Annotated in this window: 1 pseudogene; it reads left to right on the forward strand. The window is 39.8% G+C overall.

From position 1 onward, the window contains the following. Nucleotides 1-329 (forward strand): annotated as a pseudogene (locus ACSG5Z_RS29905) (amidohydrolase/deacetylase family metallohydrolase); the annotation flags it as partial.

The following is a 329-nucleotide window of genomic DNA, read 5'->3' on the forward strand; positions in this document are numbered from 1 at the left end:
GCGTTAAGCAAGGGGTAACGACAATTGTTGATGCGGGTAGCTGCGGAGCTGATCGTATTGCAGATTTAGTAAAAAGTAGAGAGCAGGCGAAAACGAATTTATTTGCCGTTTTAAATATTTCTCGCATCGGTTTGAAACGAATTGATGAATTATCCAATATGGAATGGATCGATAAAGAGAAAGTAATAGAAGCAGTAGAAAAGTATAAAGATCTAATCGTTGGGTTAAAGGCGAGAATGAGTAAAAGTGTCGGTTGTGATAGCGGAATTGAACCGCTTCATGTAGCGCGCTCGTTATCTCGTGAAACATCATTGCCGATTATGGTACAT

The sequence above is a fragment of the Bacillus pretiosus genome (genome assembly GCF_051294775.1).
Classification (GTDB): Bacteria; Bacillota; Bacilli; order Bacillales; family Bacillaceae_G; genus Bacillus_A; species Bacillus_A wiedmannii.